This window comes from Stenotrophomonas sp. GD03654, assembly GCF_029845105.1.
In the GTDB taxonomy this organism is placed as follows: domain Bacteria; phylum Pseudomonadota; class Gammaproteobacteria; order Xanthomonadales; family Xanthomonadaceae; genus Stenotrophomonas; species Stenotrophomonas africana.
Genome location: NZ_JAOCLC010000072.1, coordinates 1 through 22,713 on the forward strand (window position 1 = coordinate 1; position 22,713 = coordinate 22,713).

General features: G+C 66.9%; 17 protein-coding genes. 15 read left to right on the forward strand and 2 right to left on the reverse strand.

The window, feature by feature from the left end; translation table 11 throughout:
- Positions 1-300: 300 nt before the first annotated feature.
- The 5 genes from N5J73_RS20350 to N5J73_RS20370 all read left to right on the forward strand — a co-directional run bounded on the left by N5J73_RS20350 (position 301) and on the right by N5J73_RS20370 (position 6,323).
- Positions 301-1,476, forward strand: a complete 1,176-nt coding sequence (locus N5J73_RS20350; protein WP_049447755.1) for a phosphoglycerate kinase — start codon at positions 301-303, stop codon at positions 1,474-1,476.
- The gene (locus N5J73_RS20355) at positions 1,473-2,126 is read left to right on the forward strand and encodes an HAD hydrolase-like protein (RefSeq protein WP_049447754.1); all 654 of its coding nucleotides are present in this window, start codon (positions 1,473-1,475) and stop codon (positions 2,124-2,126) included. Before N5J73_RS20350 ends, N5J73_RS20355 begins: the two co-directional genes overlap by 4 nt.
- Positions 2,127-2,300: 174 nt before the next feature.
- Entirely contained in the window at positions 2,301-3,767 is a 1,467-nt protein-coding gene (pyk, locus tag N5J73_RS20360; RefSeq protein WP_049447753.1) for a pyruvate kinase, read from the forward strand.
- Between the two features lie 279 nt (positions 3,768-4,046).
- Positions 4,047-5,051: a class I fructose-bisphosphate aldolase gene (locus tag N5J73_RS20365; RefSeq protein ID WP_049447752.1), complete on the forward strand. Its 1,005-nt coding sequence runs from the start codon at positions 4,047-4,049 to the stop codon at positions 5,049-5,051.
- Positions 5,052-5,180: 129 nt separating this feature from the next.
- Positions 5,181-6,323, forward strand: coding sequence for a hypothetical protein (locus N5J73_RS20370; RefSeq protein WP_049447751.1), 1,143 nt, complete (start codon positions 5,181-5,183; stop codon positions 6,321-6,323).
- A 91-nt stretch (positions 6,324-6,414) separates the two neighbouring features.
- On the opposite strand, the gene N5J73_RS20375 is transcribed toward N5J73_RS20370, so the two are convergent.
- Together N5J73_RS20375 and cysK are read right to left on the reverse strand one after the other, a co-directional pair.
- Positions 6,415-7,014, reverse strand: coding sequence for an O-acetyl-ADP-ribose deacetylase (locus tag N5J73_RS20375; protein WP_049447750.1), 600 nt, complete (start codon positions 7,012-7,014; stop codon positions 6,415-6,417).
- A gap of 210 nt (positions 7,015-7,224) precedes the next feature.
- Positions 7,225-8,184, reverse strand: a complete 960-nt coding sequence (cysK, locus tag N5J73_RS20380) for a cysteine synthase A (protein ID WP_049447749.1) — start codon at positions 8,182-8,184, stop codon at positions 7,225-7,227.
- A 207-nt stretch (positions 8,185-8,391) separates the two neighbouring features.
- On the opposite strand from cysK, the gene N5J73_RS20385 reads away from it, so the two are divergent.
- The 10 genes from N5J73_RS20385 to N5J73_RS20430 form a co-directional block, all read left to right on the forward strand.
- Positions 8,392-9,375: a LysR family transcriptional regulator gene (locus N5J73_RS20385; RefSeq protein ID WP_049447748.1), complete on the forward strand. Its 984-nt coding sequence runs from the start codon at positions 8,392-8,394 to the stop codon at positions 9,373-9,375.
- A gap of 598 nt (positions 9,376-9,973) precedes the next feature.
- A complete protein-coding gene (locus tag N5J73_RS20390; RefSeq protein ID WP_049447383.1) occupies positions 9,974-10,405 on the forward strand; it encodes a DUF2946 domain-containing protein in 432 nt (143 codons plus the stop codon).
- Positions 10,406-10,476: 71 nt separating this feature from the next.
- Positions 10,477-12,540: a TonB-dependent copper receptor gene (locus N5J73_RS20395; protein WP_049447384.1), complete on the forward strand. Its 2,064-nt coding sequence runs from the start codon at positions 10,477-10,479 to the stop codon at positions 12,538-12,540.
- Positions 12,541-12,814: 274 nt separating this feature from the next.
- The gene (locus N5J73_RS20400) at positions 12,815-13,921 is read left to right on the forward strand and encodes an efflux RND transporter periplasmic adaptor subunit (protein WP_049447385.1); all 1,107 of its coding nucleotides are present in this window, start codon (positions 12,815-12,817) and stop codon (positions 13,919-13,921) included.
- Entirely contained in the window at positions 13,918-17,043 is a 3,126-nt protein-coding gene (locus tag N5J73_RS20405) for an efflux RND transporter permease subunit (protein ID WP_049447386.1), read from the forward strand. The genes N5J73_RS20400 and N5J73_RS20405 overlap by 4 nt, the downstream gene beginning before the upstream one ends.
- A complete protein-coding gene (locus N5J73_RS20410; protein WP_049447387.1) occupies positions 17,036-17,575 on the forward strand; it encodes a GNAT family protein in 540 nt (179 codons plus the stop codon). Before N5J73_RS20405 ends, N5J73_RS20410 begins: the two co-directional genes overlap by 8 nt.
- A 179-nt stretch (positions 17,576-17,754) precedes the next feature.
- A complete protein-coding gene (locus tag N5J73_RS20415; RefSeq protein WP_049447388.1) occupies positions 17,755-19,272 on the forward strand; it encodes an alanine/glycine:cation symporter family protein in 1,518 nt (505 codons plus the stop codon).
- On the forward strand, positions 19,265-20,098 hold the full coding sequence (locus N5J73_RS20420) for a TrmH family RNA methyltransferase (RefSeq protein ID WP_049447389.1): 834 nt from the start codon (positions 19,265-19,267) through the stop codon (positions 20,096-20,098). The genes N5J73_RS20415 and N5J73_RS20420 overlap by 8 nt, the downstream gene beginning before the upstream one ends.
- 209 nt (positions 20,099-20,307) lie before the next feature.
- Positions 20,308-21,300: a hypothetical protein gene (locus N5J73_RS20425; RefSeq protein ID WP_049447390.1), complete on the forward strand. Its 993-nt coding sequence runs from the start codon at positions 20,308-20,310 to the stop codon at positions 21,298-21,300.
- A gap of 13 nt (positions 21,301-21,313) precedes the next feature.
- A partial coding sequence (locus N5J73_RS20430; RefSeq protein WP_279941333.1) for an alanine/glycine:cation symporter family protein occupies positions 21,314-22,713 on the forward strand: 1,400 nt, incomplete at its 3' end.

Consider the following 22,713-nt stretch of genomic DNA (forward strand, 5'->3'; position numbering starts at 1 on the left):
CGCTCTTGCTCCTGCCTTTGCCATCCGCTCCGCCTCATGAACCTGTCGAGGCCGGGGCGGTGTGGGGTGGCAGGGGTGTGAGCCGCAATGGATGCGGCGACCAAGCCCCCATGGACGGGTTTATGGCGTCCCCTGCCATCCCACAGCACCCCGGCTCACCCTCAGCACCAAGAAGCGCCAGCGCTTTGGCTGTTGCAGTTCGCTGTTGCCGTACGCCTCTGCCTGCCGCAGGCATCGCCACCCGATACAATGGCCGTCTGCCGTAGCCCGGCATCCCGTCCCTGAGCCAAAGAGTTGCCCATGTCCATCGTCCGCATGACCGACCTCGACCTCTCCGGCAAGCGCGTGCTGATCCGCCAGGATCTGAACGTGCCGATCGAGAATGGCCGCATCACCTCCGAACAGCGCATCACCGCTTCGCTGCCGACGCTCAAGCGCGCGCTGGAGCAGGGTGCGGCGGTGATGGTCACCTCGCACCTGGGGCGCCCGAAGGAAGGCGTGTGGAGCGAAGCCGATTCGCTGGCGCCGGTCGCCCAGCGTCTGTCCGAGCTGCTCGGCCGCGAGGTCCCGCTGGTGCGTGATTGGGTCGACGGTGTCGACGTGCAGCCCGGCCAGCTGGTGCTGCTGGAAAACTGCCGCATGAACGTCGGCGAGGGCAAGGACGATGAAGCCCTGTCGAAGAAGTACGCGGCGCTGTGCGATGTGTTCGTGATGGATGCCTTCGGCACCGCGCACCGTGCGCAGGCCTCCACCCACGGTGTCATCCGCTCCGCCCCGGTTGCTGCCGGTGGCCCGCTGCTGATGGCCGAACTGGACGCGCTGGCGCAGGCGCTGGATGCGCCGGCCAAGCCGCTGCTGGCCATCGTCGCCGGCAGCAAGGTCAGCACCAAGCTGGAACTGCTGGCCAACCTGGTCGGCAAGGTCGACCAGCTGATCGTCGGTGGCGGCATCGCCAATACCTTCATTGCTGCCGCTGGCTACAACGTCGGCAAGTCGCTGTACGAGCCGGACCTGCTGGACACCGCGAAGAAGATCGTGGCCGATGCCAAGGCGCGTGGCGCCGACATTCCGCTGCCGGTCGACGTGGTCACCGCCAAGCAGTTCATGCCGGATGCTGTTGCCGAAGTGAAGGCGGTCGACGCCGTTGCCGAGGACGACCTGATCCTGGACATCGGCCCGCAGACCGCTGCGCAGTACGCGCAGCTGATCGGGAAGGCCGGCACCGTGGTCTGGAACGGCCCGGTCGGCGTGTTCGAGTTCGAAGCTTTCAGCAAGGGCACCGAAGCGCTGGCTCGCGCCATCGCCAGCTCGCCGGCATTCTCCATCGCCGGTGGCGGCGACACCCTGGCGGCGGTCGACAAGTTCGATATCGCCAAGGACGTCAGCTACATCTCCACCGGTGGCGGTGCGTTCCTGGAGTTCCTGGAAGGCAAGACCCTACCGGCGGTCGCCGCCCTCGACGCGCGCGGCGCATGAGTGCCGACCGCAGCAAGGATGTCCTGTTCTTCGACCTGGACGGCACGCTGATCGATTCGCAGGTGGGCATCACCGCCTGCATCGCCTATGCGCTGCAGAAGATGGACCATCCGGTGCCGTCGCAGGAGACGCTGCTGGGCTGGATCGGTCCGTCGCTGCGGACTACCTTCGCGCCGCTGTTCGGCGAACCGGCGCGGGTGGAACAGGCGGTGGGCTACTACCGTGAGCGCTTCGACGTCGAAGGCTGGCGCGCGCACACGGTGTACCCGCAGGTGGAAGACACCCTGCGCGCGCTGCATGGTCGTGGCCACCGCCTGGCGGTGGTCACGGCCAAGAACGAGCCGCACGCGCGCCGCATTCTCGCCCACCTGCCGTTTGGCGGGCTATTCGAGGAGATCGTCGGTTCCACCCTGGACGGCTCCCGCAGCCACAAGCCAGAACTGGTGGGTGAGGCGCTGCGTCGGCTGCAGGTGCAGCCCGCGCAGTGCTGGATGATCGGCGACCGCCGCATGGACATCGAAGGCGCACGCCACCACGGCCTGCGCAGTGTCGGCGTGCTGTGGGGCTTTGGCGGTGAGGAGGAACTCACTGCCGCCGGTGCTGGCCAGCTCGCCCGTGAGCCGGCACAGCTGGAAACGCTGCTGGCCTAGTCTCCTGTGGAGCCGAGCCCTTGCTCGGCTCCACAGAACTCCCTGCGCCAGCGTATGTCCGGACCATGTCCGTTCCATGACCCGCGGAGTCAGGCAGCACAAGGCTGTAACCGTATACATGGGGCGTGAAGGATGTGCTAATTTCCGTTCTTTAACGGGAGAGGCCCCTTCACCATGTTCGAGCGTCAGCGTCGCACCAAGATCCTTGCCACCCTCGGTCCGGCCACCGATCCGCCGGGCGTGCTGGAGGATCTGTTCCGCGCCGGCGTCAACGTGGTGCGCCTGAACTTCAGCCATGGCGATCCGTCCGGCCAGGCCAAGCGTGCGGCCGAAGTGCGTGCCGCTGCTGCGCGCGTGGGGGTGGAGGTCGGCATCCTGGCCGACCTGCCGGGCCCGAAGATCCGCATCGAACGCTTCGCCGAAGGCAAGGTGCAGCTCAAGGCGGGTGACCGCTTCGACCTGATCGCCAGCTCCAACGCCGGTCCCGGCGATACGACCCAGGTGGGCGTGAGCTACCTCGGCCTGCCGCAGGACGTGGGCCCGGGCGATGTGCTGCTGCTGGACGATGGCCTCATGCAGCTGCAGGTGGTGGAGGTGCAGGGCGAGCGCATCATCAACACCGTGCTCAACGACGGTGTGCTGTCCGACCGCAAGGGCCTGAACAAGCAGGGCGGCGGCCTCTCGCTGGGCGCGCTGACCGAGCGTGACAAGGAGCTGATCGGCATCGTCGCCAAGATCGGTGTCGACTTCATCGCCGTGTCGTTCTGCCGCAACGCGCAGGACATGAACGATGCGCGTGACATCGCCCGCTCGCATGGCTGCGATGCTGCGCTGGTATCGAAGATCGAGCGTACCGAGGCGATCGAGAACCTGGAAGAGATCGTCGAGGCCAGCGACGTGGTGATGGTGGCCCGTGGCGACCTGGGCGTGGAAATCGGCGACGCCGAACTGCCGGGCCTGCAGAAGAAGATCATCAAGGCCTCGCTGGCCCAGAACAAGGTGGTGATCACCGCCACGCAGATGCTGCAGTCGATGGTCGAAAGCCCGATCCCGACCCGCGCCGAAGTGCTGGACGTGGCCAACTCGGTCATCGACGGCACCGACGCGGTGATGCTGTCGGCCGAAACCGCTGCCGGTGCCTACCCGGTCAAGGCCGTGGAAGCGATGGCACGCATCTGCCTGGGTGCCGAGCGCCAGTTCCAGACCGAGACCGACTTCAACGCTTCGCCGCGCAACCTGGAACGTGCCGACCAGGCCATCGCCATGGCCACCATGTTCCTGTCGCAGCACGTGGGCGTGCGCGCGATCGTGGCGATGACCGAATCCGGCGGCACTGCGCGTTACCTGTCGCGTTTCCGCGCCAAGGCGCCGGTGTTCGCGGTCACCCGCCATGACGGCGCACGCCGGCAGATGGCGCTGATGCGCGACGTCTATCCGATCAATTTCGACAGTCGTGGCCTGACCCCGCGCGAAGCGGCGCGTGGCAGCATCCGCCTGCTGGTGGAAGCCGACCTGCTGCAGGCCGGCGACCGCGTCGTGTTCACCAGCGGTGAGCACATGGAAACCCACGGTGCCACCAATACCCTGCGCCTGCTGGAAGTGGGCGAAGACGGCCGCGCCATTGGGCTGGGCGACCTGTAAGGTACGCGCCATCGCATGCGCGCTGCCGCCCCACGATCTGCTGTGCAGATCGTGGGCCCCTTCTTACCAGCATCCAGACCCCCGCCGCTGCACGGCCGCCCCCTGACTCAGGGGGCACTCGTCCCGGGATCCGGGTTTGCGCGGTACCCACGCTCAGTCCGCATGGGTCAATGATTGTCCTGCGCGGGCATTGGAATCGTTTCCAGCCTGGCCTCCACGTCGGGGCAACGGGTAGCGGGGCTATACTTACGTTTTTCCCGCACCCGCCACAGGAAGTACATGAGCATCGAACAGCTGGCTGAAACCGCCCAGGCCATGGTTGCCCCGGGCAAGGGCATCATCGCGATCGACGAATCCACCGCTACCATCGCCAAGCGTTTCGCTGGCGTCGGTATCGAGAACACCGAGGAGAACCGTCGTGCCTACCGCGAACTGCTGCTGACCACGCCGAAGCTCAACGAGCACATTTCCGGCGCCATCCTGTTTGACGAAACCATCCGTCAGTCGACCAAGGACGGCGTGCCGTTCGCCAAGTACATGGCTGACCACGGCATGATTCCGGGCATCAAGGTGGACAAGGGTGCGCACCCGCTGGCCGGCTGCCCGGGCGAGCTGGTCACCGAAGGCCTGGACGGCCTGCGCGAGCGCCTGCAGGAGTACTACAAGCTGGGTGCGCGCTTCGCCAAGTGGCGTGCGGTCATCAACATCGGCGAGAGCATTCCGTCGGGCACCTGCATCGAGTCCAACGCTCACGCGCTGGCCCGTTATGCCGCCCTGTGCCAGGAATGCGGCCTGGTGCCGATGGTCGAGCCGGAAGTGATCATGGACGGCGACCATGACATCGAGACCTGCTACGAAGTCACCGAAGCCACCCTGCGTTCGCTGTTCGACGCGCTGTACCAGCAGAACGTGCTGCTGGAAGGCACCATCCTGAAGGCCTCGATGGTCATCTCCGGCAAGAACTGCGATGAGCAGGCCGACGTCGAGGAAGTGGCTGAGTCGACCGTGATGTGCCTGAAGAGCACCGTGCCGGCGATCCTGCCGGGCGTGGTGTTCCTGTCCGGTGGCCAGAGCGACGAGCAGTCCACCGAGCACCTGAACGCGATGAACCAGCTGGGCAACCTGCCGTGGCCGCTGAGCTTCTCCTACGGCCGCGCCATGCAGCAGGCCGCGCTGAAGCTGTGGGCCAAGGACATGAAGGGCAACTACGCCGCTGCCCAGAAGACCGTGTACGAGCGCGCCAAGGACAACGGCCTGGCCGCGCTGGGCAAGTGGAACGGTTGATCCGTCCCATCGCTGGATGAACAAGGCAGCGCCGGCATCACGCCGGCGTTTGCTTTTGCGGGTATCTTTTCCGCCCCCGCGTGCCCGGCCGGTACGCGGGAACCACATGGAAGGCCAAGGAGAAACAACATGCGTTTGGCAGCACTCACACTGGCCGTCGCCACGGTCCTGGTCGCCGGCGGGTGCAACCGTCTCGGTGGCGGTGGTGACGCAGGCAAGGCCGCGTCGCTCGATTTCGACAAGCCGGTGTCCGGCGAGATCACCTCGCGCAGCGGCATCAACTACAACGACGGCAGCCACCACCAGCTCTACCAGATCAAGCTGGAAGACAAGCAGCTGGTCGGGCTGAAGCTGACCGGTTCGCTGAGCGGCTCGATCGCCGTGTTCAACAACGGCAGCCTGGTGGCCAGCAGCAACACCGGCTACGAGCGCGAAGGCGACGTTTCGCTTGCCTTCCGTGCCAACGGTGGCGGCACCTACCAGGTGGCGGTCAACGCCAACGGCTCGACCGATTACGGTCCGTACCGCCTGCGCGCCGAGAAGCTGGTGCCGTATGACGGCAAGCCGCTCGCGGGCAGTGGCGAGATCGTCGACATGCTGGCCGGTGGTTCCCAGGACTACACCCTGCAGGTCGACAAGGCCGGCCTGTACGAGATCCGCCTGGTGTCGGAGGTCTTCGATCCGGTGCTGAAGCTGTCGGGCCAGGGCGTGGATGCCGAGAATGACGATGGCGGGGACAGCACCAACTCGCGCCTGACCCTGTCGCTGAAGCCGGGCAAGTACACCCTGACCGCGCGCGGCCTGGGCGACGGCGTCAACGGCATGTTCACCCTGTCGGCCAACCGCATCGAGCTGCCCGGCAATCTGGTCGAGCGCGATGGCACTGCACTGCCGAAGTCGGGCAGCGTGTACACGATGCTCGACAACGATGGCCGCCGCCGCTTCCTGCTGACCCTGGACCGCCCGGCCGACGTGCGCCTGGATGCGATTTCCAGCCAGGTCGATACCGTGCTGCGCGTGGTCGGCGGCGACGTCGAGCTGACCGATGATGACGGTGGCAACGGTACCAATTCGCGCCTGGAGGAGACCCTGCCGGCCGGTCACTACACTGTCGACGTTTCCAGCCTGAACAACGGCGCAGGCATGGTGGAAGTGCGCGTGCAGGTGGATGGGGCCAGCGCTGACGGTGCTGTGGCCTCTGCGGCCCGCGCTGCGGCCGATGCCGCCGCCGTGGCCGATGACGCTGCGGCGGTGGAAGCTGCCAGCCGTTGAGGTGGTCCACGCGCAGCGTGGATGACATCAAGGCTGCAACGGAAAAGGCCGGGCAATGCCCGGCCTTTTCTTCTACCTGCCGCGCTGCGGTTCAGTGCGCAGCGGCGAAGCCCGCATCGCCCAGAGGCGGGAGCATCGACGCGCGCGGTTCGTTGTCCGCGCTTTGCCCGGCGGCGCTCAACGCCTGCTGGTAAGCCTTCGCCGTGGCAGTGTTGAACGCCACCAGCACGATGCGCATCGGCTGTGCATGGCTGCGCTGCCACGCCAGTGTTTCGGTCACTGCAATCTGCGCGGCCTGGTACAGCGGATAGCCGTATACGCCGCAGCTGATGGCCGGGAACGCGATCGACTGCACACCCAGCGATTCGGCCAGCTGCAGCGACTTCCAGTAGCAGTTGGCGAGCAACGCCGGTTCATCGCGCTGGCCGTCATGCCAGACCGGGCCCACCGTGTGCAGTACATAGCGTGCAGGCAAAGCGTAAGCGCTGGTGGCGCGTACTTCGCCGGTCGGGCAACGCACGCCCGGGCGCAGCTCCGGCAGCTCCTCGCATTCGGCCAGCAATGCGGGGCCCGCTGCACGATGGATCGCGCCGTCCACCCCGCCGCCGCCGAGCAGTGTTTCGTTGGCCGCGTTGACGATCGCATCCACCGCCAGGGTCGTGATGTCGCCCTGCCAAACTTCGATCTTCATGCGTCCGTCTCCTGCCTGTGAGGTGATCCGCGCAGCATCTGCGCCGGCTGTTCCCACGGTAGGGGACAGGGCATCGATACTGCGTCATGACCGTCTCACGCGCTGCGATCCGACGGTCTTCACGCACGATGGCGGGCGACGCCTTCACGCAGGCTGAAGCGGAGGAGGGCGGTTCCCTTCCCCTGCGGAAAAGGGAGCCGACCCCGGCTCTTATGGCAGGCCGGCCAGCCAGTCGTCGTCGGACCCCTCATTCACATCGGCGAACAGCGGCGTGGAGAAATAGCGTTCACCGGTGTCCGGCAGCATGGCCAGAATCACTGAGCCCGGTTCGGCACGTGCGGCCACGTCCAGTGCGCTGGCCACGGTAGCGCCGGCGGAGATGCCGACGAAGATGCCTTCCTCCGCAGCCAGTCGGCGTGCGGTGGCGATGGCGCGGTCATCTTCCACCGTCACCAGTTCATCCACCACATCGCGGTTGAGCACATCCGGCACGAAGTCCGGGGTCCAGCCCTGGATCTTGTGCGGCTTCCAGTCATCGCCCTTCAGCAGTGCGGCACCGGCCGGTTCGGTGGCGATGATGCGGGTCTGCGGGCGCGCGACCTTCAATACTTCACCCACGCCGGTGAGCGTACCGCCGGTGCCCCAGCCACTGACGAAGTAGTCCAGCCGCTTGCCGGCGAAGTCGCGCAGGATCTCGGCGGCGGTGGTGTTGCGGTGATACGCCGGGTTGGCCGGGTTGGCGAACTGGCTGGCCAGGAACCAGCCATGCTGCTCTGCCAGTTCAGCAGCCTTGCGCACCATGCCGCTGCCGCGTTCGGCGGCCGGGGTCAGGATCACCTTGGCGCCATAGGCGCGCATCAGCTTGCGGCGCTCCACCGAGAAGGTCTCGACCATGGTGGCCACGAACTTGTAGCCGCGCGCGGCGGCGACCATCGCCAGTGCCACGCCGGTGTTGCCCGAGGTGGCCTCCACGATCGTGTCGCCCGGCTTGAGCACCCCGCGCGCTTCGGCGTCGAGGATGATCGCCAGCGCCAGGCGGTCTTTCACCGAGCCGCCCGGGTTGAACGACTCGACCTTGGCGTAGACGCTGACCTGCGGTGGCGCCAGGCGCTGCAGCTTGACGATGGGGGTGTTGCCGACGGTATCGAGGATGGAGTCGTACAGGGCCATGGAAGCGCTCCGGAAACGGGGCCGCGCCGGGTTTCGGCGGGCGAAGGGGGAGGGCTGGCTGTTCAGGCCAGCGGCTGCCGGCTGACCGTAGCGCCGGCATATGACGCCCGGAAATGACCAGATACCTTTCTTAAACAACCTTTGGTTATAAGCTGGTGACGGCAAATGACCCTAGAGTGGACCTCCGCCCCACGCCGCCTGCCTCCCATGACGCTGACCCAGCTGCGCTATCTGGTTGCCATCGCCGACGCCGAGCTGAACATCACGCTGGCTGCCTCGCGCGTGCATGCCACCCAGCCCGGCCTGTCCAAGCAGCTCAAGCAGCTGGAGGACGAGCTTGGCTTCCTGTTGTTCGTACGCAAGGGCCGCAGCCTTGAGTCGGTTACCCCGGCCGGCACCGAGGTCATCGCCCGCGCCCGTGCGGTACTGGCCGAGGCCAACAACATCCGCACCTATGCAGCCAACCAGCGCCGCGAGAGCCAGGGCCAGCTGATCCTGACCACCACCCACACCCAGGCGCGCTTCGTGCTGCCGCCGGCGGTGGCGGCGATCAAGCAGGCCTACCCGCAGGTGAGCGTGCACCTGCAGCAGGCCGGCGAAGCCGATGCGCTGGATCGCCTGAACCAGGGTGATGCCGATATCGCCATCATCAGCACCGCCGGCGGTGAGCCCACCGATGGCATCGCGGTGCCGCTGTTCCGCTGGCGGCGGCTGGTGGTGGTGCCGAAGGGTCACCCGCTGGACCGCGCCGGCCGCGCCCCGGACCTGGCCGCGCTGGCCCGCCAGCCATTGATCAGCTACGAGTCATCGACCCGTCCGAACTCGTCGCTGCAGCGCGCCTTCGCCGCCAATGGGCTGGCGCCCGACCTGGCACTGACCGCGCTCGATGCGGATCTGATCAAGACCTACGTGCGTACCGGTCTGGGTGTAGGCCTGCTGGCGGAGATGGCGGTCAGTTCCAACGATGAAGACCTGCGCTCGTGGCCGGCCCCGGAGCCGATCACCGAGTGCATTGCCTGGGCGGTGCTGCCGCGCGACCGTGTGCTGCGTGATTACGCGCTGGAGCTGGTGCATGTGCTGGCACCGCAGATTGATCCGCGCGACCTGCGCAGGGTGCTGGATGGCAACCAGGCGGCGGCGTGGCCGGTGCCACCGACGTGGGAGTCACTGACCCAGACCATCACGGTGTGAGGTGGGTCGAGCAGGGCCTGCAGCCCTGCACCTGCCGCGGCATTCAAGCAACAGCAACAGCAACAGCAGAAGCGGCATTCCGTGGGTTGGCGGGGCGGTGTCGGAGTGCGGGGTGTCAGCCGCATGGATGCGGCTGCCAAGCTTACAGGGACGTACTTGCAGCGTCCCCGCACTCCGACACCGCCCCACCTCTGACAGATTCCGGCGGCTGTTGGTAGGTGTCGACCTTGGTCGACTCGGTAGATCCACGCCATGCGTGGATGCTTTTCGATTCCAATTCGAAATATTCGATTCCGATGGAGATTCATCCACGCATAGCGTGGATCTACGACAGATCGCAGAAATCTGTCGAAGGCGGGGTGGGTCCGGTTGCGGGAGTGTCCGCGGCATGGATGCCGCGGCCAAGCCCCCAGGGACGGGTTTACGGCGTCTCCCGCAACCGGACCCACCCCGCCATCCCACGGATTGCCCGCTTTTGACGTTGACGTTGACGTTGACGTTGATTCAGCGGGTGCAGGGCTGCAAGCCCTGCCGATAAACCCCCTCCTGCGACGGTTCGTCGCACGGGCAACCCTGGACCCGCATCTACACTAGCGGGGTGACCCGCCTGTCCCGCCCGCAGCGCCTTCTGCTCCAGCTCGCCGTCCTGGCGACGCTGCTGATGGTGCTTGCGCCACTGGTCAGTCGCGCGCTGCAGACGCAGCCGATGGCGCACGTCGCGATGGCAGGCATGGACCACGCTGCCATGGGCCATGACATGCACGGCATGGCCATGGCCGGGCACGATCAACACGGGTCCTCGCCGGTAGCGCCTGACCGTCCGCCCGACCCCCACGCCATGCACGGCGAAGCCTGCGAATACTGCGTGCTGGCGATGCGCCTGCTGCCATGGCTGGCGGTACTGGTGCTGCTGTTGCCGCTGCTGTGGCGGCCGCGCCTGGTGTTCCCGTGGTCTCAGCAGGTACTGCCCGCGTTGCGCTGGCCGGCGCATGCCGCGCGTGGGCCGCCGCGTTTCTCCATCGTTCGCTGATGTCCCTATCGAATCTGCCGCACGACGCCTGACCGGCGCCGTGCGCGCGTGCGTACCTTGGAGCTGTTCCGATGAAAATGACTTCCCGCCCCGCGGGCGCTTGCGCGCGCCTGCCGGTTGCCCTTGGCCTGGCCGTGGCTGCAACTCTGGCCCACGCTGCGCCCGCCGAAGAGGCGCGTACCCTCGACACGATGGTGGTCACCGCCGCCGCGCCCTCGTCGCCACTGCACTGGGTGACCGATCCGCGCCTGCCGCGGCAGCCGGTACCCGCCAGTGATGGCGCCGATTACCTGAAGACCGTTCCCGGCTTCTCCGCCATCCGCAACGGTGGCACCAACGGTGACCCGGTGCTGCGCGGCATGTTCGGTTCGCGCCTGAACATCCTCAGCAACGATGGCAACCTGATCGGCGCCTGCCCATCGCGCATGGACAATCCGCTGTCCTACATCGCGCCGGAGAGCTTCGACCGATTGACCATCATCAAGGGCCCGCAGAGCGTGCGCTGGGGCGCCGGTGCCTCGGCCGGCACCGTGCGCTTCGAACGCGATACGCCGCGCTTCGAGGAGCCTGGCCTGCGGGCGGACGCCAGTGCGCTGGTTGGCTCGCGCAACCGCAACGACCAGATGCTGGACCTGACCCTGGGCAATCCGACCGGCTATGTACGCGCCAGCGGCAACCGTTCCGAAGCTGACGACTACAAGGATGGCCACGGTGATGTGGTGCCCTCGAAGTGGCGCAAGTGGAATGGCGACGTGGCCATCGGCTGGACGCCGGATGCCGACACGCTGCTGGAGATTTCCGCCGGTGCCGGTGATGCCATCGCGCGTTACGCCGGGCGCGGCATGGACGGTGCCGCGTTCGAACGCACCAGCTATGCCGCGCGCTTCGAAAAACGAAATCTTCCCGGTGCGTGGGACACGTTGCAGGCCAACGTGTACTACAACGAGGCCGACCACGTGATGGACAACTACACGCTGCGCACGCCGAACCCGTACAGCATGATGCCGATGCCGATGGCGTCGAACGTGGATCGCCGTACCCAGGGCGGCCGGGTCAGTTCCGAGTGGCGCTGGCAGGACGTGCAGCTGGTGGCCGGTGTGGATGGCGAGGACAGCCGCCATCGTGGCCGCATGGGCATGGGCCGCGACACTTACCGACAGGCCGCCTGGGAGACCGATGCCAACTTCCGCCGCTATGGCGTGTTCACTGAGTTGACCCTGGGCGCCGGCACCGACCAGCGCTGGATCAGTGGCCTGCGCATTGACCGCGCCAGCGTGCGCGATGAGCGGCAATCGATCCGCGGCATGATGGGGAACATGCCCAATCCGACTGCGGGCCAGCGCCGCAAGGAATGGCTCGGCAGCGGTTTCCTGCGCTACGAGCAGGACCTGGCCGACGGTCTGACCTGGTATGCCGGTCTCGGCCACAGTGAGCGCATGCCCGACTACTGGGAGCTGTTCTCGCCCAACCATGGCCCGGCCGGCGCGGTGAACGCGTTCACCGGCGTGCAGCCCGAACGCACCACCCAGCTCGACGTCGGCCTGCAGTACAAGGGACCGCGCGTGCAGGCGTGGGTTTCGGCGTACGCCGGGCAGATCCAGGACTACATCCTGTTCACCTACCACGGCAGCGGCATGATGAGCATGAGCCAAGCCAGCAACGTCGATGCGCGCATCGCCGGTGCCGAAGCCGGGCTGGAAGTGAGCCTGGCCGAACAATGGAAGCTGGGCGGTACGCTGGCCTATGCCTGGGGCGAGAACCGCGACCAGCAGCGTCCGCTGCCGCAGATGCCGCCGCTGGAAGCACGCCTGAGCGCGAACTGGGAAGGCGAGCGCTGGAGTGCCGGTGCGCTGCTGCGCGCGGTGACCCACCAGCATCGTGTCGCCGATGGCCAAGGCAATGTGGTTGCGCAGGACCTGGGGCCGAGTGCCGGCTTCGCCACCTTCGCGCTCAATGCGGCCTACCGCTTCAGTTCGCAGCTGCAGCTCAGCGCGGGTGTCGACAATCTGTTCGACCGTGCCTACAGCGAGCATCTGAACCTGGCCGGCAGCGCCGATTTCGGCTTCCCGGCCGATCCGGTGCGCATCAACGAGCCGGGCCGCAGCCTGTGGATGAAGGTGAACTACCGGTATTGATCCGCCGGGTGTAAAAAAACCGGGGCCGGATCCCCGCCAGGATCCGCCCCCGCCCGACGCCCTCTGCCGGGCAGCTTCGACTCTACGATGGCAACGCCTGCGGTGCACGGCTGGATACACCTCGACACACGCCGACATCGCCACGACCCGCCTTGCACGGAACGGATTCCGGGCGCTATCACGGCACTGGTTCCACGCTGGTAAACGCTTGGCACATACCGCTTTTGCGGGCTCTTGCCTACACTCGGCGGCCGTGGATCAATCAGGACCATTCATGTTGGCTCGTATCGCTTCGACCCTGGCCCTTGGCCTCAGCCTGGCCGTGCTGGCCGGGTGCGCAGGCAAACAGGAGGCCGCCGCGCGTCGGCAGGGAGAAGCGGTGCCGGTCACCGCGCAGGTCGTGCAGTCCCGGCAGTGGAACGACACCCTGCAGGCACTGGGCACGGCCAAGGCACGCGAGTCGATCAGCGTCACCGCCAAGGTCAGCGAGATCGTCGAGAAGGTGCACTTCGAAAGCGGCCAGCACATCGCCGCCGGCGCACCGATCGTGACCCTGCGCGGCCAGGCCCAGGAGGCTGCGCTGGTGCAGGCGCAGGCCACCTTCCACGAGGCCGACCAGCTGTACAAGCGCCAGCGCGAGCTGGCCTCCCAGCGGTTGGTGTCCAGCGCCACGCTGGATACGCAGAAGTCGATCCGTGATGCCGCCGAGGCGCGTGTGGCGCAGATGCAGGCGGATATCGGCGACCGCCGCGTGCGTGCGCCGTTCGCTGGGGTCCTGGGTATCCGCCAGGTCAGCCCGGGCACGCTGCTGACGCCGACCACGGTGATCGCCACGCTCGACGACATCGAGCACATGCACATCGATTTCCAGGTGCCGGAAGTGGAACTGGCCGCGCTGGGCGTCGGTGACAAGGTCAGCGCCACCAGCGTGGCGTGGCCGGGCCGCACCTTCGAGGGCGTGGTCAGCACCATCGACGCACGCATCGACCCGGCGACCCGTGCGGTGACCGTGCGCGGCGATTTCGCCAACAGCGACCACGCGCTGCGCCCGGGCATGCTGCTGGACGTGCGCCTGTTCCGCCCCGAGCGTCCGGCGCTGGTGGTGCCGGAAATCGCCGTGGTGCAGGTGGGCCGCGACACGTTCGTGTACCGCATCAAGAGCGACGACAGCGTCGAGCGCGTGGACGTGGTGACCGGTGCGCGCCGCGCCGGCGTGGTTGAGATCAAGCAAGGCCTGGAAGCCGGTCAGCGCATCGTGGTAGATGGCACCGGCAAGCTGCGCCCAGGCCTGAAGGTCGCGGCCAAGGATGCGGCACCGGCCAGCGGTGCAAAGCCCGCTGACGCCGCTGCACCTGTCGCGGCCGAGGGCCACGGCGGATGAAGCTGTCCGACGTCTCCATCCAGCGGCCGGTGTTCGCCGTGGTGATGAGCCTGTTGCTGCTGGTGCTGGGCGTGATGTCCTTCACCCGCCTGACCCTGCGCGAACTGCCCGCCATCGATCCGCCGATCGTCTCGGTATCGGTGGACTACACCGGCGCCTCGGCAGCGGTCATCGAAAGCCGCATCACCCAGGTGCTGGAAGATGCGCTGGCCGGCATCGAAGGCATCGATACGATCAACGCGCGCAGCACCAACGGCCGCTCGCAGGTCAGCATCGAGTTCACCTCCAACCGCGATATCGAAGCGGCGGCCAATGACGTGCGCGACGCGGTCAGCCGTGTCGCCGACCGCATGCCGGAAGAAGCGCGGCCGCCGGAAATCGCCAAGGTCGAAAGCGATGCCGACCCGATCATCTGGTTCAACATGGTCTCCTCGACCATGGACACGCTGGAGCTGAGCGACTACGCCGACCGCTACGTGGTCGACCGCTTCTCCAGCCTCGACGGCGTGGCCCAGGTCCGCATCGGCGGCCGCCAGCGCTATGCAATGCGCATCTGGCTGGACCGTGACCAGCTGGCCGCACGCGGGCTGACCACCGGCGACGTGGAAACCGCGCTGCGCAACGAGAACGTGGAACTGCCGGCCGGGCGCATCGAGTCGACCGACCGTGATTTCACCCTGCGCGTGGAGCGCAACTACATCAAGCCGGAAGACTTCGCGACCATCCCGCTGGGCAAGGGCCGCGATGGCTACGTGGTGCGCATGGGCGACGTGGCGAAGATCGAGCTGGCCTCGGCCGAGCGTCGCGCGTACTACCGCAGCAACGGCGAGCCGGGCATCGGCCTGGGCATCGTCAAGACCTCCACCGCCAACTCGCTGGACGTGGCGCGCACTGCGCGTGCCGAAGCCGAGCGTGTGGCGCTGTCGCTGCCCAAGGGCACGCAGATCTTCGTTGCGTTCGACAACACCACCTTCATCGAAGCCGCCGTGGACCGCGTCTACGCCACGCTGGTGGAGGCGATGATCCTGGTGCTGGCGGTGATCTGGCTGTTCCTCGGCAGCTTCCGCGCCGCACTGATTCCGGCGGTGACGGTACCGGTGTGCCTGGTCGCGGCGTTCATCGCGCTGTATGCGTTCGACTTCTCGATCAACCTGCTGACCCTGCTTGCTCTGGTGCTGTGCATCGGCCTGGTGGTGGACGATGCGATCGTGGTGGTGGAGAACGTGCAGCGCCGCATCGACCTGGGCGAGCCACCGCTGGTGGCCTCCAAGCGGGGTACGGCGCAGGTCGCCTTCGCGGTGATCGCCACCACCGCCGTGCTGGTGGCGGTGTTCCTGCCGGTCGGTTTCCTGGAAGGCAACACCGGGCGCCTGTTCCGCGAACTGGCAGTGGCGCTGGCCGCCGCAGTGGCGCTGTCGGCGTTCGTGGCGCTCACACTGACGCCGATGATGGCCTCCAAGCTGCTCAAGCCGCATACCGGGCAGGCACCGCGCGGCCTGCACGGCTTCATCAATCGCAACCTGGAACGCCTGGCGGGTGCCTATGGGCGGGTGCTCGATCATCATGTGGATCGCACCTGGATCTATCTGCTGGTGATGGTTGCTGCGTTGGCGGCCAGCTGGTTGCTGATCAAGGTGCTGCCGTCGGAACTGGCGCCGGCCGAAGACCGCGGTTCGTTCCAGATCATGATCGATGGACCGGAAGGCGCCGGCTACGACTACACCGTGCAGCAGGTGCAGCAGGTGGAAGCGCTGCTGGCGCCGCACGTGGGCGCGGACAAGCCGATCGTGCGCGCCAACCCGCGCGTGCCCGGCGGCTTCGGCGCCAGCGAGGAAATGCACACCGGCCGCGTCAGCGTGTTCCTGCAGCCGTGGCGTCAGCGCAGCGAAGGCACGCCGGAAGTCGCCAACGAACTGCAGAAGGAGCTGGACACCATCCGTGGCGTGCGCGTGCGCACCCAGGTGGGTGGCGGCCTGGTGCGCAGTGGCGGGCAGCCGTTCCAGATCGTGCTGGGTGGCCCGGAATACGCCGAGATCGCGCAGTGGCGCGACCGCATTCTGCTGCGCATGGCCGACAATCCCGGCCTGGTCGGCCCGGACTCGGACTACAAGGAAACCCGGCCACAGATGCGGGTGAACATCGACCGCCAGCGTGCGGCCGACCTCGGCGTGCCGGTCACCGCGATCGGTTCGGCGCTGGAAACCATGATGGGTTCGCGCCGTGTCACCACCTTCGTCGACAACGGCGAGGAATACGACGTACTGGTGCAGGCCGGTCGCGATGGCCGTGCCAGCCCGGCCGACCTGGCCGCGATCCGCGTGCGCGCCACCTCCGGCGAACTGGTGCCGCTGTCCAACCTGGTCACACTGAGCGAAGTGGCCGAGGCCGGCACCCTGAACCGCTTCAACCGACTGCGTTCGATCACCATCAGCGCCGGCCTGGCGCCGGGCTATCCGCTGGGTGAGGCCATCGCCTGGGCGCAGCAGGTCACGCGCGAAGAGCTGCCGCAGTACGCGCAGGTGAACTGGAAGGGTGAATCGCGCGAGTACCAGAGCGCTGGCGGCGCGGTGCTGCTGACCTTCGCGATGGCCCTGCTGGTGGTCTACCTGGTGCTGGCCGCGCAGTTCGAGAGCTTCATCCACCCGCTGACCATCATGTTGACCGTGCCGCTGGGCGTGCTCGGTGCGTTGGTCGGATTGTGGGTGAGCGGCGGCACGGTGAACCTGTTCAGCCAGATCGGCATCGTCATGCTGGTCGGCCTGGCAGCGAAGAACGGCATCCTCATCGTCGAATTCGCCAACCAGCTGCGCGACGACGGAAGAACCGTGCGCGAAGCGATCATCGAATCGGCGATGGTGCGCCTGCGCCCGATCCTGATGACCTCCATCGCCACCGTGGTCGGTGCGATTCCGCTGGTGGTGGCCGGTGGCCCCGGTTCGGCCAGCCGTGGCACGATCGGCATCGTGATCATCTTCGGCGTCACCCTGTCCACCTTCCTGTCGCTGTTCGTGGTGCCGGCGTTCTACGCGCGGCTGGCCCCTTACACCCGCTCGCCGGAAGCGGTGAAGCGCGAACTGGAGAAGCAGGAAGCGGAATCGCCCTCGGTGGGCGGCCATGCCTGATCCGACCACTCTGCTGCGGGGCGACGGCTTCCAGCTGCGCCCCTGGCGCCCGGATGATCTGGAATCGCTGCTGCGCCATGCCAACGACGCCGAAGTGTCGCGGGGCCTGCGTGATCGCTTTCCGTACCCGTACACGCGCGAGGATGGCGAGGCCTTCCTCGCGGGCCGCGTGCTGGCCCCCGGCACCCTGAACCTGGCCATCGAGATAGACGGCCAGGCCTGCGGCAGCGTCGGTGCCCAGCAGGGCGCGGCCGAACGTGGGCATACCGCCGAACTGGGTTACTGGCTGGGCCAGGCCTACTGGGGCCAGGGCGTGATGACCCGCGTGGTCGGCCAGTTCGCACCGTGGGTAATGGACGAACTGCGCCTGTTCAGGCTGCAGGCCACCGTGGTCGACTTCAACCTCGGCTCGGCCCGGGTGCTGGAGAAGAACGGCTTCCAGGAAGAAGGCGTGGAGCGCTGCGCGGTCTACAAGCGCGGCGTCCTGCACGACCTGCGCCGGTTCGCCCGGGTACGCACGCAGCTGCCCTGAAGACGCGGGCTGGCCGCTGTAGAGCCGAGCCCATGCTCGGCTGCCCTCGGGGCCCAAGCCGAGCATGGGCTCGGCTCTACAAAACAGCGCTACCGCAGCGGCCTTCGATCAGGGAGAATCGACCGGTCCCTTCCAGCCGACGGGACGTCCTTACAACCCGCCGACTGGAGAGAGCGCGCGTGGAAGCTACCGTACATTTCATCAACAGCATCATCTGGAGCAAGGCGCTGATCTTCATGTGCCTGGCCGCCGGCCTGTTCTTCAGCCTGCGCACGCGCTTCATGCAGATCCGCGGCTTCTTCGAGATGTGCCGCCTCACCGTCAAGGGTGAGAAATCCGACGCCGGCGTGTCCTCGTTCCAGGCCCTGGCCATGTCGATGGCCGGCCGCATGGGCATCGGCAACATCGCCGGCGTGGCCACCGCCATCGCCTTCGGCGGCCCCGGTGCCATCTTCTGGATGTGGGTGATGGGCTTCCTAGGCGCGTCCACGTCGTACGTGGAATGCACCCTGGCGCAGATCTACAAGACCAAGGACGCCGAAGGCCGCTACCGCGGTGGCCCGGCGTACTACATCGAAAAGGCCATGGGCCTGAAGTGGTACGCGCTGGCCTTTGCCATCGCCACGATCATCGCCGCCGGCTTCCTGATGCCGGGCGTGCAGGCCAACGCCATTGCCGACAGCATCATCAACGCCTGCCGTGGCACCGCACTGTGCGGCCCGCTCGATGGCCAGGCCTTCGGCATGGAATCGGTGCAGGCGCTGAAGCTGGGCATCGGCATCGTGGTCGCGCTGTTGCTGGGCGTGGTGATCTTCGGCGGCGTCAAGCGCATCGCCAACTTCGCCGAAGTGGTGGTGCCGTTCATGGCCGCCGGCTTCATCCTGATGGCCATCGTCATCATGATCATCAACTACGACCGCGTGCCGGAAATGTTCGGCATCATCTTCAAGAGCGCCTTCGGCACCCACGCCGCGTTCGGCGCGATGATGGGCCTGGCGGTGGAGTGGGGCATCAAGCGCGGCATCTACGCCAACGAAGCCGGCCAGGGCTCGGGCCCGCACGCGGCAGCCGCCTCGGAAGTCTCGCACCCGGCCAAGCAGGGTTACGTGCAGGCTTTCGCCATCTACTTCGACACCATGATGGTGTGTACCGCCACCGCGTTCCTGATCCTGGCCAGCGGCACCTACAACGTGTACTCGCCCGTGGCCGGCGCCGAGCCGATCTTCCAGGGCCTGGCCGGCATTCCGGAAGGCGCGGGCTACGCGCAGGCCGGCGTGGAAGCGGTGCTGCCGGGCTGGGGTTCGGCGTTCGTATCGATCGCCATCTTCTTCTTCGCCTTCACCACCATCATGGCGTACTACTACATGGCCGAGACCAATCTCAGCTATGTGAACCACAACAAGAAGCGCCCGCTGACCGTGCTGCTGCTGCGCCTGGGCATCATCGGCATGGTGGTGTTCGGCGCGTTCCATAATGCAACCCTGGCCTGGGCGCTGGGTGACATCGGCGTGGGCCTGATGGCCTGGCTGAACATCATTGCCATCCTCATCATCCAGAAGCCGGCCATGCTGGCCCTGCGTGATTACGAACGACAGAAGAAGCTCGGCCTCGATCCGACCTTCGACCCCGATGCCCTGGGCATCAAGAACGCCGATTTCTGGCGTCAACGCAAGCTGGAGTTGTCCCGTAGTGAATGATCCCTGGAAGAACGCCCGCCGCCCGTCGTCGCGACCGCCGCGGGCCACCCCGCTGCCACCGCGTGAGGGCGGCACCCCGCCGCCGCCGGGGCGCGGTAACGACGAACTGCGCCTGTATGGCTGGAACGCCGTGCAGGCCCTGTTCGCCAAGCGGCCGCAGGCGTTGCGCAAGCTGTACCTGGTGGAATCGCTGATTCCGCGCATGCAGCCGGTGCTGAAGTGGTGCGTGGCCAACCGCGTGGGCTATCGCGTGGTGGAGGAGGGCGACCTCAACAAGCTGGCTGCCACCACCCACCATGAAGGCCTGGTGGCCGACGTGCTGCGCGCGCCGGTGTTGCCGCTGGCGCAGTGGCTGGCCGAACTGGGCGAAGGCCCGGCGCTGGCACTGTGGCTGGATGGCGTCGGTAATCCGCACAACTTCGGTGCGATCCTGCGCTCTGCCGCGCATTTCGGCGCCAAGGCGCTGCTGCTGCCGTCCAGCAGTACGCTGGCGTTGTCCGGCGCGGCCGCACGCGTGGCCGAGGGCGGCGCAGAGTCGGTGCCGCTGGTGCAGTTGCCTGAGGATGCAGAAGCGATGGCGCAGCTGCGCGCGGCCGGTTTCGGCCTCGCCGCGACCCTGGTCGAGGGTGGCGATGACGTGTTCCGCGCGTCGTTGCCGGCCCGCCTGGTCTACGTGATGGGCGCGGAAAGCGAAGGCATGGATCGCGGCCTGGCCAGCCAGTGTGACCAGCAGCTGTCGATTCCCGGCAGTGGCGCGGTTGAAAGCCTGAATGTCGCTTCCGCCACGGCCGTGTTGCTGGCGCAGTGGGTCAGCCAGCGCGGCTGATGGGCGTGTCTGCGGGCACCGCAAACCGGTGCCCGCACAGCGCAGTTCCAGGCCGAACGGGACTTCCCGGCAGCCGGGCAACGTCTGGCGGTTTTCCTGGCAGTGCCATGCGCAAAGCAGGCATGACGAATTGAAAGTTTCCTTATTGGTGTGCCGTTCCCGGCGACGCAGGGTGGAAGTCCATCCAACGTCGTACAGGAGCGGTTCCCATGCATCATCCTCCTCGCAGTGCGGTGCGTGTCTGCCTGGTACTGGCACTCAGTGCGCTTGCCGTCGTTTCCGCGCAGGCCAACGAGCGCACGCTAGACGGCGTCAACTTCACCGGCCCGCTGATCACGCCCAATCCTGCCGGCATGCCGGCGAGTCACTGGTACGTCGAACCCTATCTGGTGCGGGTCGACAGTTCCTCGTCCTTCGACCACAACGGCGACCGCCAGCGCAGCAGCGAACGCAGCGGCGCGTGGGCGATGGTGGTGCCCATCGCATACGGTTTCAGCGAACGGGTGACCGGCCAGGTCAACCTGAGTGCATCACGCGCCGAATCCGGCAACGCACACAGCCGAGGCTTCCGTGCCGGTGATACCACCGCACGCCTGCAATACCTGTTGCAGGCCCCCAGCGCCGATGGCACCACGCCGGCGGTGTCGATTGCCCTGGTACAGCGCTTCAGCACCGGCAGCCACGACCGCATCACCGGCAATCCGCTGGATGCGCAGGGTGATGGCGTGCAGCGCACCGTCGCCGCGTTGGCCGTGCAGCAGGTGCTGTGGCTGGGCAACGATCGGCCGCTGCGCTGGCGGGCGCAGTTCAGCGCGGGGCCGGCGCCATCGCGAACGGCCATCTCCGGCACCAGCGTGTACGGCACCGAGGACGGCTTCCAGGGCCATATCGCGCGGGGCTCGGTACTGGGTCTTTCCGTGGGCGCCGAGTACAGCTTCAACGAACGCTGGGTCGGCGTGATGGAAGTTGCCGCCAGCCGCGAGACCGGCCAGCGCCTCACCGGTTTCGCGCCCGACGCTGCAGGTGGCGTCCGGCCCATCAACGAACACCGCCCGGCCAGTCGCAACCTGACCTTCGCGCCCGCTGTCGAGTACCACTTCAGCCCGTCGCTGGGGCTGATCGCCGGCGTCGAATTCACCGTTGCCGGCCGCAATACCGGCCGCATCATCAGTCCCCAGGTCGCCCTGGGCATGTTCTTCTGATGGGGGCCCTGCGATGAATGTCGAATCGATCGTCAATGCCGTGCTTGCCGTTGTCTGGAGCCCGTACCTGGTGGTGCTGTGCCTGGCAACGGGCCTGTACTTCAGCGTGCGTACCCGCTTCGTGCAGTTGCGCGCGCTGCCGGACATGCTGCGCCTGATGTTCCGTCACGAGCGCTCCGATGCCGGTGTCTCGCCGTTCCAGGCGTTGTCACTGTCGCTGTCCAGCCGGGTGGGCGTGGGCAATATCGCCGGTGTCGCCATGGCCATTGCCTTCGGCGGTCCGGGCGCGATCTTCTGGATGTGGATCGTCGCCTTCCTCGGTGCCTCCAGCGCGTTCATCGAGTCCACCCTGGCGCAGATCTACAAGGATCGCGACGCCAAGGGGCAGTATCGCGGTGGCCCGGCGTACTACATCGAGAAGGGGCTGGGCCAGCGCTGGTACGCCGTGCTGTTCGCGCTGGTCACGGTGCTGGCGGGGGCAATGCTGGCGGGCACGCAGTCCAACGCCATCACCAGTGCGGTGAACGAAGCGTGGGATGTTCCGGTGATGGTCACCACCGGTGTGCTGCTGGTGGTGTTGGCGGCGATCCTGCTTGGCGGCGTGCGTCGCATCGCGCGCGTCGCCGAATGGGTGGTGCCGGTGATGGCCGTGGCCTATCTGCTGGTCACTGCGGTGGTGATGGTACTCAACATCGAGCGCGTGCCTGAGGTCATCGCCCTGGTGCTGCGCAGCGCCTTCGGTGTTGACGCCGGATTCGGCGCGATGATCGGGACCGCGATCCAATGGGGGGTACGTCGTGGCGTGTTGTCCAACGAAGCTGGCATGGGCAGTGGCGCGCATCCTGCTGCTGCAGCAGAAGTGTCGCACCCGGTGAAGCAGGGGCTGGTGCAGTCGTTCTCGGTGTACATCGACACCATGGTCGTGTGCAGCGCGACGGCCTTCCTGATTCTCTCCACCGGGCTCTACAACGTCTACGACCCGGCGGTGAACGGTGTACCGGACGAGGCGCGCCTGCTGCTGGGCAACCTTCCCGGCGTGGAAGCAGGGCCACGCTTCGTACAGCACGCGGTGGAGTCGGCCTTGCCCGGCTTCGGCAAGTCGTTCGTCGCGCTGGCGATCCTGCCATTCGCGTTCACCACCATCCTGGCCCTGTACTACATGGCCGAAACCAACGTCAGTTACCTCTGCCGCGATCGTCCCCGAGGGTGGGTGATGGGCACCTTCCAGCTGCTGTTCCTGGCCGCTACGGGCTACTCGGCGATGAACAGTGCGACAGTGGCGTGGGCGCTGGGCGACATCGGCGTAGGCATGATGAGCTGGTTGAACATCATCGCCATCCTGCTGCTGCAGAGGCCCGCGCTGGCCGCGCTGCGCGACTACGAAGATCACCGGCGTCACGGGCGTGACCCGTT

Bases quoted from the DNA above. Each gene is read 5' to 3' on its own strand.
- N5J73_RS20350 (WP_049447755.1), top strand. From the start codon at position 301: ATGTCCATCGTCCGCATGACCGACCTCGACCTCTCCGGCAAGCGCGTG.
- N5J73_RS20355 (WP_049447754.1), top strand. From the start codon at position 1,473: ATGAGTGCCGACCGCAGCAAGGATGTCCTGTTCTTCGACCTGGACGGC.
- pyk (WP_049447753.1), top strand. From the start codon at position 2,301: ATGTTCGAGCGTCAGCGTCGCACCAAGATCCTTGCCACCCTCGGTCCG.
- N5J73_RS20365 (WP_049447752.1), top strand. From the start codon at position 4,047: ATGAGCATCGAACAGCTGGCTGAAACCGCCCAGGCCATGGTTGCCCCG.
- N5J73_RS20370 (WP_049447751.1), top strand. From the start codon at position 5,181: ATGCGTTTGGCAGCACTCACACTGGCCGTCGCCACGGTCCTGGTCGCC.
- N5J73_RS20375 (WP_049447750.1), bottom strand. From the start codon at position 7,014: ATGAAGATCGAAGTTTGGCAGGGCGACATCACGACCCTGGCGGTGGAT.
- cysK (WP_049447749.1), bottom strand. From the start codon at position 8,184: ATGGCCCTGTACGACTCCATCCTCGATACCGTCGGCAACACCCCCATC.
- N5J73_RS20385 (WP_049447748.1), top strand. From the start codon at position 8,392: ATGACGCTGACCCAGCTGCGCTATCTGGTTGCCATCGCCGACGCCGAG.
- N5J73_RS20395 (WP_049447384.1), top strand. From the start codon at position 10,477: ATGAAAATGACTTCCCGCCCCGCGGGCGCTTGCGCGCGCCTGCCGGTT.
- N5J73_RS20400 (WP_049447385.1), top strand. From the start codon at position 12,815: ATGTTGGCTCGTATCGCTTCGACCCTGGCCCTTGGCCTCAGCCTGGCC.
- N5J73_RS20405 (WP_049447386.1), top strand. From the start codon at position 13,918: ATGAAGCTGTCCGACGTCTCCATCCAGCGGCCGGTGTTCGCCGTGGTG.
- N5J73_RS20410 (WP_049447387.1), top strand. From the start codon at position 17,036: ATGCCTGATCCGACCACTCTGCTGCGGGGCGACGGCTTCCAGCTGCGC.
- N5J73_RS20425 (WP_049447390.1), top strand. From the start codon at position 20,308: ATGCATCATCCTCCTCGCAGTGCGGTGCGTGTCTGCCTGGTACTGGCA.